Origin of the sequence: Phenylobacterium sp., assembly GCF_030693805.1 — a bacterium.
In the GTDB taxonomy this organism is placed as follows: domain Bacteria; phylum Pseudomonadota; class Alphaproteobacteria; order Caulobacterales; family Caulobacteraceae; genus Phenylobacterium.
The window spans coordinates 1-9,947 of the sequence record NZ_JAUXZW010000410.1 but is presented as its reverse complement, the minus strand read 5'-3'; the positions used below and the strand labels follow the sequence as shown (position 1 = coordinate 9,947).

The following is a 9,947-nucleotide window of genomic DNA, read 5'->3' as shown; positions in this document are numbered from 1 at the left end:
CGCAAGGCCTGTGGCGAGCGCGGCGCGGCGGGCGCGGGGTCTATGCATGAATTGAGCCGTCACAGGATTGGGTCGGGGGCTTTCAGGAGAGGAGGCCGCCGAGAAATTTGAACACACGCAGTTGCTGCAGATCGTTCCAGGTCGCGAACAACATTAATCCGAGCAGCAGCGCAAGGCCCACGCGATACCCTGCCGCCTGAACCTTGGCTGCAAGAGGGCGCCGCGTGATCGCCTCGTAGGCGTAGAAAAGCAGATGCCCGCCGTCGAGCACCGGAACGGGCAACAGATTCATAAATCCGATGCCCACCGAGAGCACGGCGGTCAGGCCAAGCAAGGCCACCAGACTGCCTAGCACCATGGCGAACGGCGTCGTTCCCCCTTCCGCGCCAGCTTGTGCGACCTGGCCCGAGGCCTGGGCGATTCGCAATGGCCCGCCCAACTGTTCGGCGGTCTCCCTGCCGGTGACCAGGCGTCCAAGATAGTAGACGGTCGACTCGAGCACGTCCCAGGTCCGGGCCACGCCGCCGCCTAGGGCCTCGATCGGGTTGTAGCGCTTGACCACCCGGTCTCCGGGCCGCTCCAGGCCCCGTAGGCCGAGGGCGCCGATCTTCTGTTCGCCGCCGATCCTGGCCACGATGGTCTTGCGTTCGGGCGTCGCGTGCAGGGTCACCTCGCGGCCGCCGCGCTCGACCACGAAGGTCATGGGCACGTTGGCGCGCATCGCCACCATCTGCTGCAGCTCGAGGAAGGATTTGATCTTCCGGCCATCGGCCTGGACGACCATGTCGCCACGCGAGAACCCTGCCCGCTCCGCGGCGCTGCCTGGGATCACCCCGTCGACGCGCGCCGGCAGGATGGTCTCGCCGACCGCCATCAGCAGGAAGGCGAACAGGACGATCGACAGCCCGAAGTTGGCGAACGGTCCCCCCGCCACGACGACCGCTCGCTGCCAAAGCGGCCGGAAGTGGAAATAGCGGCCGACGGCTTCCACACCCTCGCGCCGCTCGATCTCGCCGCGCATGGCCGCAAGGTCGGCCTGGTCCGGCACGCTGGCGGCGTTCTCATCGCCGGCGAAGCGTACATAACCGCCCAGCGGCAGCCAGCCGATCCGCCACTCGACGCCAGCCTTGTCCTTCCAGGTGGCGATCGCCCGCCCAAAACCGATCGAGAAACGGTCGACGGCGATGCCCAGGCTGCGCGCGGCCAGGAAGTGGCCGAATTCGTGGATGGTCACCACCAGGCCCAGCACCAGCAGGAATGGGCCGATGTAGCTCAGGGCGGATCCGATGAAATCAATCATGGGGTCGAGGGTGCTCCACGCCGATCAATGCGCCCGGCGTCGCAGATCGACAACTTCGGCGGCCACACGCCTGGCCACCGCGTCGGTTTCGCGCGCGCCGTCCAGGGCGTCGTTGGCCTGGCTGGCGAGGCCCTGGGCCTCGACGCGTTCCAGCGTATCTGCGACTGCGCCGGCGATATCCAGGAAGCCGATGCGGCTGTCCAGGAAGGCGGCGACGGCGATCTCGTTGGCGGCGTTCATCACGGCGGGCGCGGCTCCTCCGGCTGAGAGAGCGTCTTTCGCGATCTTCAAGGCAGGAAAGCGGCCAAGGTCCGGTTCTTCGAACGTCAGCGTCCCGATCTTGGCCAGGTCCAGCTTCGGCGCCGGCCACGAAAGCCGGTCCGGCCAGGCATAGGCGCAAGCGATCGGGGTGCGCATATCGGGCGCGCCGAGTTGGGCCAGCGTCGAGCCGTCGTCGTATTCCACGAGGCTGTGAACGATCGATTCCGGATGTACGAGCACGCCGATCTGGTCCGGCCGCATGGAGAACAGATAGGCCGCTTCGATGATCTCCAGCCCCTTGTTCATCATGGTCGCGGAATCCACAGAGATCTTGCGGCCCATGTTCCACTTCGGATGCGCCACCGCCTGATCGGGCGAGGCCTGCGCCATCTGCGCTTCGCTCCAGCCGCGGAACGGTCCGCCAGAGGCGGTGAGGATCAGTTGCGCCACGTGATGGATGTTCATCGGGTCCAGCACCTGGAAGATCGCTGAGTGCTCTGAATCCACCGGAATCACCGCCCCGCCGGCGAGCTTGGCGGTGCGCAGCAGCGAGGGACCAGCGCAGACCAGGCTTTCCTTGTTGGCGAGCGCGATCACCGCCCCCGCCTTCGCCGCCGCCAATGTCGGCGCCAAGCCGGCAAATCCGACGATCGCCGACATCACCCATTGGGCTTCGGCCGCGGCCGCCTCGGCGAGCGCGCCTGCCCCGCCTGACGCGGCCACGCCCGAGCCAGCCAGTCTTTCGCGCAGTTCCGGCAACAACGTCTCGTCGCGGATCACCGCCATCTTCGGCCGCCAGCGCAACGCCTGCTGGGCTAGGATCTCGACATTGCGCCCGGCGGCCAGGGCCACCACCTCGACCTCCGCGCCGGACTTGTCGAACAGGTCGAGGGTCGAGACGCCCACTGAGCCCGTCGACCCGAGGACGCTGACACGCCGAGGCAGGGTCAATGTCCCCATCCCAGGTGATTGACCAGCCGCGCCGCGGAGATCACCGCGACGGCGAACATCAGGCCGTCGACCCGGTCCATCAACCCGCCGTGACCGGGGATCAGATCGCCGCTGTCCTTCACGCCGAACCGGCGCTTGAGCATCGATTCCCACAGGTCGCCGGCCATGGTGGCGAGCCCCCCGGCCAGGCCGATGGCCGCAGCGGCCGCGAGGTTGAGCCGGAACAGCGGCAGGGACGCCATCAGCGCGCCGACCAAGGCGCCCGCCAGCAGCCCGCCGATGAAGCCCGACCAAGTCTTGTTGGGAGAGAAGCGGACCCATAGCTTGGGACCCTTCAGCGCGCTGCCTACCGCAAACGCCGCGATGTCGGCCGACCAGGTGATCGCCAGCAGCATCATGGTCCACCATTCGCCTTGCGGCGTAGCCCGCAGCCACACCAGGCAAAGGCAGGGTATGCCGATATAGATCACGCCGTAAGCCGCATCGAACGGCCGCTCGGCGACGCCGCGCGCGATCAGCGCCGCGGCCAGCGCCCCCAGTGAGGCGACGCCCCAGGCCAGTTGATGCTCGCCGGTGTACGCCACGAAGACGCCGCCCAGCACCGCCGCGGTGACCGCCGCCGAAACCCGTATCGGCGCGCGTGGCGCACTCATGCTGGCCCATTCGATGGCCAACAGCGCCACCGCCACCGAGAGCAGCAGCAGGAAAAGCCAGGAGCCGGTCCAGACAGCCAGCAGCACCGCCGGGATCAGGACCACGGTGGACACAAGCCGGATCCCGAAATTGGACCAGTCGAAGCGCCTAGCCTGCGGCAAGTACGTCATCGGCGACGGTCCCGCCGTATCGCCGCTCGCGCTTGGTGAACTCCGCGATCGCGGCCTTCAGGTGCTCAAGCCCGTAGTCGGGCCACAGCACGTCCTGGAAGACAAACTCGGCATAGGCGGACTCCCAGAGCAGGAAGTTGGACAGCCTCTGCTCGCCGCTGGTGCGGATCACCAGGTCTGGAGGCGGCAGGCCGCCCGTCGACAACCGGGCCTCGAACGCCTTGTCGTCCAGCGCTTCGGGATCGAGGCGGCCTTCGCGCGCCGCCTCCATCAATTGGCGCGCGGCCTGGACGATGTCGGCCCGCGCGCCATAGTTGAACGCCACCTGCAGATGGAAGCCGTCGTTGTGCGCGGTGCGCGCCTCGGCCCGCTCGACGATCTCGGCGATGTCCGGCGCCAGGCCCTCGCGTCGGCCCAGGATGCGCACCCGCACACCCTCACGCACCAAGTTGTCCAGATCGCTGTTCACATAGGCCTTCAGCAGCCGCATGACCTCGGAAACCTCGCCCGGCGGACGACCCCAGTTCTCGGTGGAGAAGGCGTATAGCGTCAGCCAGCCGACGCCCAATGTCGGCGCCGCCTCGACTGTGCGGCGGATCGCTTCGACGCCGCGCGGATGGCCCAGCGTGCGCGGCAGCCCGCGCCGCTTGGCCCACCGACCGTTGCCGTCCATGACGATGGCGACGTGCAGGCGCGGTGCTCCGGGCGTGGGTCCGCCTTCCTGCGACTGTGACTTGGCGACGGCCATCGGGGGCGCCTTCAGGACTGGAGCGACGGGCGCTGGGATCGCCACACCTAGACGTGCATGATCTCTTGTTCTTTGACTTTCAAGGCTTCGTCCACCCGTTTGACCGCCTCGTCGGTGTGCTTCTGCACCTCCGACTCCATGCGCTTTTGTTCATCCTGGGTGATGACGCTGTCCTTCTCGGCCTTTTTCAGGTCGTCCATGGCGTCGCGACGCACGTTGCGCACGGCGATCCGCTGCTGCTCGGCGTACTTGCTGGCCATCTTGGCGATGTCCTTGCGGCGCTCCTCGGTGAGCGCCGGGATCGGAATGCGCAGGTTTTGGCCTTCCACGACCGGATTGAGGCCAAGGCCGGAATTGCGGATCGCCTTCTCCACGGAGACCACGAGGGCCTTGTCCCAGACGCTGACGTTGATCGAGCGCGGCTCAGGAACGCTGACCGCGCCGACCTGGTTCAGCGGCATCTGCGAGCCGTAGGCGTCGACGGTGATCTGATCGAGCAGGTTGGACGAGGCGCGGCCGGTGCGCAGGCTCGCGAACTCCTCCTTCAAGGCCGCGACGGCCTTTTCCATGCGGTCCTTGTATTTCGAAAGCACCGGCTTCTCAGCGGTGGCCATGGGCGCTTCTCCATTCTCAAGCTCAGGGCGCGTCAGGCGATGGTCGTATAGACGCCCTCGCCTTGCAGCACCTTCAGGAAGTTACCGCGTTCGCGGATCGAGAACACTACGATGGGAATCTGATTGTCGCGCATCAGGCTGATCGCGGAGGCGTCCATTACCCGCAGGTCCTTGGCCAGCACCTCCTGATAGCTCAGGGAGTCATAGCGCTTGGCGTGCGCATCCTTCTTGGGGTCGGCGGTGTAGACGCCGTCGACGCTGGTGCCCTTGAACAGCGCGTCGCAACCCATCTCCGCAGCGCGCAGGGCCGCCGGCGTGTCCGTGGTGAAAAACGGCGCACCCAGGCCAGCGGCGATGATCACCACGCGGCCCTTCTCCAGGTGGCGCAGGGCGCGGCGGCGGATATAGGGCTCGCAGACCGCTTCCATGGGGATCGCCGACTGCACCCGCGTGTAGACGCCGATCTTCTCCAACGCGCCCTGCAGGGCCAGGGCGTTCATCACGGTGGCCAGCATGCCCATGTAGTCGGCGCTTGCCCGCTCCATGCCCCGCCCGGCCAGCGACACGCCGCGGAATATGTTGCCGCCGCCCGTCACCAGGCACAGCTCCGCGCCGTGGCGCACCACCTCGGCGATGTCCTCGGCGACCGCTTCCAGCGTCTTGGGATCGATGCCGAACGGCGCGTCCCCCATCAGGAACTCGCCGGAGACCTTCAAGAGGATCTTCTTGTAACGGAGGGGGGCGGTCGACATAGGCGCGGCTTCTTCTTTCGAATCTGTCCGGGCAATCTAGCCCACCGCGCGGCGCCCGAAAGTGGGCGCTGACGCCTCCACCCCAGCGCGCACACGATAACCGCGGACGCGCGCTGTCACGCCCATCCGCGGATTCGTTGGTCCAGGTCAGTCCTGGCTGGTCAGTTGCGCGACTTCGGCGGCGAAGTCGTCGGTCTTCTTCTCGACGCCTTCGCCCAGGACGAAGCGCACGAAGCCCTTCATCGCCAGCGGCGCGCCCGTCGACTTCGACGTCTCGGCGATGAGTTGCTCGATCGTCTGATCAGGGTTCATCACGAAGGGCTGCTTCAGCAGCACGACCTCTTCCTGCCATTTGCGGATGCGGCCTTCGATCATCTTCTCGACGACGCCCACCGGCTTGCCGGATTCCAGCGCCTGGTCGGTCAGGAACTGCTTTTCCTTGGCCACGGCGGCGGGATCCAGATCGTCGGGCGTCAGCGCCAGCGGCGGGGTCGGCGTGCCGGCCACGTGCATGGCGATCTTACGACCGATCTCCTTCAGCACGGCGGCGTCGCCGCCGCCTTCCAGCGCCACCAGAACGCCCAGCCGGCCGACGCCGTCGCCCTGCGCGTTGTGCAGGTACAGCGCGACCGCGCCTTGGGCGACGCTCAGGCGGGCGGCGCGACGCAGGCGCATGTTCTCGCCGATCGTCGCGATCAGGTTGGTGACCATTTCGGAGACGACTTCGCCCTTGGCGGTCTTGGCCGCGGAGATCGCGTCAACGCCTTCGACGTCCAGCGCCACGGCCGCGATGTCGCGGGCGGCGGCCTGGAAGGTCTCGTTCTTCGACACGAAGTCGGTCTCGGCGTTCAGCTCGATCAGCACGCCGGTCTTGCCGTCAGGGCTGATCAGGCCGGCCACCAGGCCCTCGGCCGCGGCGCGGTCGGACTTGTTGGCGGCCTTGGACAGGCCCTTGGTGCGCAGCCAGTCGCTGGCCGCTTCCATGTCGCCGGCGGCTTCCTGCAAGGCCTTCTTGCAATCCATCATGCCTGCGCCCGACTTGTCGCGCAGTTGCTTGACCAGCGCAGCAGTGATCTCCGCCATGGTCATTCCTCCAGTCTGAGTTCGGCCGGGCGCTTGGGCCCGGCCAGGGATTCAACGAAAGTTCAGCCCGCCTGCTCAGGCGTCGGGGCAGCGGCTTCCTCAGCCGCCGGCTCGATGGCAGGCTCCGCTGCGGGCGCCTGCTCGGCCTGCGGGTCGGCGGCCGCTTCGCTGCGCGCCAGGGCCGGCTCCACCGGAGTCTCCAAGGCGCCCAGGTCGACGCCGGAGGCGGCTTGGCCGGCGGCCAGACCGTCCAGCACCGCATCGGCCATCAGGTCGCAATAGAGCTGAATGGCGCGGGCGGCGTCGTCGTTGCCGGGGATCGGATAGGTGATGCCGTCCGGATCGCAGTTGGTGTCGAGGATGGCGATCACCGGGATGTTGAGCTTGCGCGCTTCTTGGATGGCGATCGCTTCCTTGTTGGTGTCGATCACGAACATCAGGTCGGGGATCCCGCCCATGTCCTTGATGCCGCCCAGCGACAGCTCCAGCTTGTCGCGCTCGCGCGTCAGCTGCAGCAACTCCTTCTTGGTGCGGCCAGCGCCCGTGTCGCCCTCGATCAGGCCTTCCAGCTCGCGCAGACGCGCGATGGATTGCGAGACGGTGCGCCAGTTGGTGAGCGTGCCGCCCAGCCAGCGGTGGTTGACGTAGTACTGGGCGCAACGACGCGCGGCGACCGCGATCGGGTCGGACGCCTGACGCTTGGTGCCGACGAACAGCACCCGTCCGCCCGAGGCCGCGGCTTCGCGCACCTTGACCAGCGCCTGGTGCAGCAGCGGGATCGATTGCGACAGGTCGATGATGTGGATGTTCGAGCGGCTGCCGAAGATGAAGCGTTCCATCTTCGGGTTCCAGCGGTGGGTCTGGTGTCCGAAGTGGGCGCCAGCTTCCAGGAGCTGACGCATGGAGAAATCGGGAAGCGCCATTGGCTTAATAGTCCTTTTTCCGGTTGAACCTCCGCAGGCCACCCTCCTTCGAGGAGGACCGGAGTGGACACGGACGGGATGTCTCCCCGCCAGTCCCCAAACGCCTGCGTGTGGATTGAGGCGCGGACATAGGCGCTGGGGCCGAAAAAAGCAACAGCTGCAGCCGCTTCGCCGGGCGCCGGCGGTTCGCTAAGGTCAGATCACAGACGAACGCGCGCACACGTCATGCGAGAGTTCTGTTGCGCAGGTTGCAAAGTTCGGAACATATAGCCAACACAAAGCTTGACCGGAGCGTGTCTGTGAAACCCTCGATCTTGATCGCCGTCGCGCTGGGCCTGGCCTCTTTCGCCGGATCAGCCTGCGCCCAGTCGATCTTCGACGCCCCCTCGAACGATCCGAATCACCAACCGCGCTATGGTTCACAGCCGCGGTACGATGCGCCAGGCGGCTACGCGCCCTACCGCTCGACGAGCCCGTACCGCTCACAGCAGCCGGCGTTCAAGCCTTACGAGGGTTTCAAGCCCTATGAGCCCTACAAGCCGTTCAAACCGGGCAGCGTCTATTCCAATCGCGGCGGGATCGACGCCTATCCGGCGCCGGTGAAGCCTCGCAAGCCGAAGAGCCTGTTCTGAGGCCCTGCGATCGACAGCAGCGCTATTGATGCACCGCTTCAAGCTTGTGGCCGTCCGGATCTATAACGAACGCTGCATAATACGTTGGTCCGTAGTTAGGTCTCGGTCCGGGAGCACCCTGATCTGCTCCGCCCTTCGCCAGGGCCGCACCATAGAACGCATCCACGGCGGCGCGATCGGGCGCATTGAAGGCCAGATGGAAACCCGGGCCCGGCGGATGCGCGTCTGGATGCGGGAAGAGGTTTATCTTCTCACCGCCCCCTGATGGGCCGTAACCAAGTCCTCGGGGAGAGTCCCAGAGGCACGTCCAACCCAGCGGAGTCGTGATCGCGTCATAGAAAACCCTCGCACGCTCAAGATCGCGGACGCCCAGCGAAACGTGCCCGAGCACCTCTAAAGGTCCTCGACGAACACCACGCCCGGGGAGGTCTTCAGCGCGCCGCGCACCGCGCCGTCCAGGGTGAAGCGGCCAGGCAGTTTCAGCTCCACCTCGCGTCCGCCGTCGAGGCCCGCGACCAGCACGATCTCGCCGCCACGCGGGTTGGTGACGCCCTCCAGCCGCCGCTTGAGCGCCTCGATCTCGGCGTTCCGAGGCGCGATGTGCACGCGCACGCCGGCGGTGGCGTTCTCCACCGCCTTCTCCACCGGCTCGGCGTCGTCGCCGAAGAAGCGCACTTCGCCGTCGCGGGCCTTGGCGCGGACCTTGATCGCCACGGCGCGCCCCGGCTCCAGCAGGTCGCGGCACTTGCGCAGCGCCTCCGGCGGGAACAGGACCTCGTACTCGCCTGTGGGGTCCGACAGGGTGACGAAGGCGAACTTCTCGCCGCTCGACTGAGAGGCTCGCTCCTGCTTGCGGCGGACGACGCCGGCCATGCGGAACGCTTCGTGGCCCGCCTCCGCCTTGATCAGCACATCGGCCAGCAGGTCGCTCCGGCGGCGACGCAGCGCCTCGACCAGATCGTCAAGCGGGTGGCCAGACAGATAGAAGCCGACAGCCGCCAGTTCCTCGTCCAGGCGCTGGATTGGATTCCACGGCTCGACTTTGTGGATACGGGGCCGGGCGGCTTCGGCCTGGTCGCCGCCGAACAGGCTGCCCTGCGATGAGGCGCGCTCGGCCGCCATGCTCTGGCCGTAGGCCGCCAGGGCGTCAGCGGCGGCGACCACCTGGGCGCGATTGGGGTGCAAGGTATCGAAGGCGCCGGCGCGGGCCAGCGTCTCCAACGCGCGCTTGTTGACCTGCTTGGGGTCGACCCGCTCGACGAAGTCGAACAGGTCGCGGAACGGCCCGCCGGCGCGTCGCACCTCTACCACGTGCTCCATGGCGCCCAGACCCAGATTGCGCACGCCTCCCAGGGCATAGAGCACCTCGCCGTCGGCCACGTCGAAGTCGGCCTCCGAGCGGTTGACGTCCGGCGGACGCACCTTCACCCCGAAGCGTTTGGCGTCCTGGTAGAAGGCCGCCAGCTTGTCGGTGTTAGAGATGTCGAGGCTCATGGAGGCTGCAAAGAACTCGACCGGCGCATTCGCCTTCAGCCAGGCGGTTTGATACGAGATCAGCGCATAGGCGGCCGCGTGGCTCTTGTTGAAGCCGTAGCCCGCGAACTTGTCGACGAGGTCGAAGATCGAGCCGGCCCGTTCGGCGCTGACGCCCTTTTCGGCCGCGCCGGAGACGAAGCGAGCACGCTGCTGCTCCATCTCGTCCTTCTTCTTCTTGCCCATGGCGCGGCGCAGCAGGTCGGCCTCGCCCAGCGAATAGCCGGCCAGGATCTGGGCGATCTGCATCACCTGTTCCTGGTAGACGATGATGCCGTAGGTCTCGCGCAGCACCGGCTCCAGGCTTGGGTGCAGGGTGTCGATCG

11 protein-coding genes are annotated in these 9,947 nt (G+C 67.0%); 1 reads left to right on the top strand and 10 read right to left on the bottom strand.

Features of this window, described 5'->3' with window-relative positions; genetic code table 11:
* Positions 1-82: 82 nt before the first annotated feature.
* The 8 genes from Q8M88_RS16490 to rpsB all read right to left on the bottom strand — a co-directional run bounded on the left by Q8M88_RS16490 (position 83) and on the right by rpsB (position 7,456).
* On the bottom strand, positions 83-1,300 hold the full coding sequence (locus Q8M88_RS16490; protein WP_305598245.1) for an RIP metalloprotease: 1,218 nt from the start codon (positions 1,298-1,300) through the stop codon (positions 83-85).
* A 24-nt stretch (positions 1,301-1,324) separates the two neighbouring features.
* The gene (dxr, locus tag Q8M88_RS16485; RefSeq protein ID WP_305598244.1) at positions 1,325-2,521 is read right to left on the bottom strand and encodes a 1-deoxy-D-xylulose-5-phosphate reductoisomerase; all 1,197 of its coding nucleotides are present in this window, start codon (positions 2,519-2,521) and stop codon (positions 1,325-1,327) included.
* A complete protein-coding gene (locus tag Q8M88_RS16480) occupies positions 2,509-3,336 on the bottom strand; it encodes a phosphatidate cytidylyltransferase (protein WP_305598243.1) in 828 nt (275 codons plus the stop codon). Before Q8M88_RS16480 ends, dxr begins: the two co-directional genes overlap by 13 nt.
* Positions 3,314-4,084 carry a polyprenyl diphosphate synthase gene (gene uppS, locus Q8M88_RS16475; protein WP_305598242.1) on the bottom strand — a complete coding sequence of 257 codons (771 nt, stop codon included), beginning with the start codon at positions 4,082-4,084 and terminating at the stop codon, positions 3,314-3,316. Before uppS ends, Q8M88_RS16480 begins: the two co-directional genes overlap by 23 nt.
* Before the next feature lie 47 nt (positions 4,085-4,131).
* Positions 4,132-4,698: a ribosome recycling factor gene (gene frr / locus Q8M88_RS16470; protein WP_305598241.1), complete on the bottom strand. Its 567-nt coding sequence runs from the start codon at positions 4,696-4,698 to the stop codon at positions 4,132-4,134.
* Between the two features lie 32 nt (positions 4,699-4,730).
* The gene (gene pyrH, locus Q8M88_RS16465; RefSeq protein ID WP_305598240.1) at positions 4,731-5,450 is read right to left on the bottom strand and encodes a UMP kinase; all 720 of its coding nucleotides are present in this window, start codon (positions 5,448-5,450) and stop codon (positions 4,731-4,733) included.
* A gap of 147 nt (positions 5,451-5,597) precedes the next feature.
* Entirely contained in the window at positions 5,598-6,533 is a 936-nt protein-coding gene (gene tsf / locus Q8M88_RS16460) for a translation elongation factor Ts (protein WP_305598239.1), read from the bottom strand.
* A 62-nt stretch (positions 6,534-6,595) separates the two neighbouring features.
* Positions 6,596-7,456, bottom strand: coding sequence for a 30S ribosomal protein S2 (gene rpsB, locus Q8M88_RS16455; protein WP_305598238.1), 861 nt, complete (start codon positions 7,454-7,456; stop codon positions 6,596-6,598).
* Between the two features lie 299 nt (positions 7,457-7,755).
* Between rpsB and Q8M88_RS16450 the strand changes: the two genes are divergently transcribed.
* Positions 7,756-8,088 (top strand): hypothetical protein, encoded by a 333-nt coding sequence (locus Q8M88_RS16450; protein WP_305598237.1) that lies wholly within the window; start codon positions 7,756-7,758, stop codon positions 8,086-8,088.
* Between the two features lie 22 nt (positions 8,089-8,110).
* On the opposite strand, the gene Q8M88_RS16445 is transcribed toward Q8M88_RS16450, so the two are convergent.
* Both Q8M88_RS16445 and Q8M88_RS16440 read right to left on the bottom strand, forming a co-directional pair.
* Positions 8,111-8,479: a VOC family protein gene (locus Q8M88_RS16445; RefSeq protein WP_305598236.1), complete on the bottom strand. Its 369-nt coding sequence runs from the start codon at positions 8,477-8,479 to the stop codon at positions 8,111-8,113.
* Positions 8,480-8,481: 2 nt separating this feature from the next.
* A partial coding sequence (locus Q8M88_RS16440; RefSeq protein WP_305598235.1) for an OB-fold nucleic acid binding domain-containing protein occupies positions 8,482-9,947 on the bottom strand: 1,466 nt, incomplete at its 5' end.

What these genes read in the sequence shown, in the direction of transcription:
- Q8M88_RS16490 (WP_305598245.1), bottom strand. Translation starts at nt 1,300, where the DNA reads ATGATTGATTTCATCGGATCCGCCCTGAGCTACATCGGCCCATTCCTG.
- dxr (WP_305598244.1), bottom strand. Translation starts at nt 2,521, where the DNA reads ATGGGGACATTGACCCTGCCTCGGCGTGTCAGCGTCCTCGGGTCGACG.
- Q8M88_RS16480 (WP_305598243.1), bottom strand. Translation starts at nt 3,336, where the DNA reads ATGACGTACTTGCCGCAGGCTAGGCGCTTCGACTGGTCCAATTTCGGG.
- uppS (WP_305598242.1), bottom strand. Translation starts at nt 4,084, where the DNA reads ATGGCCGTCGCCAAGTCACAGTCGCAGGAAGGCGGACCCACGCCCGGA.
- frr (WP_305598241.1), bottom strand. Translation starts at nt 4,698, where the DNA reads ATGGCCACCGCTGAGAAGCCGGTGCTTTCGAAATACAAGGACCGCATG.
- pyrH (WP_305598240.1), bottom strand. Translation starts at nt 5,450, where the DNA reads ATGTCGACCGCCCCCCTCCGTTACAAGAAGATCCTCTTGAAGGTCTCC.
- tsf (WP_305598239.1), bottom strand. Translation starts at nt 6,533, where the DNA reads ATGGCGGAGATCACTGCTGCGCTGGTCAAGCAACTGCGCGACAAGTCG.
- rpsB (WP_305598238.1), bottom strand. Translation starts at nt 7,456, where the DNA reads ATGGCGCTTCCCGATTTCTCCATGCGTCAGCTCCTGGAAGCTGGCGCC.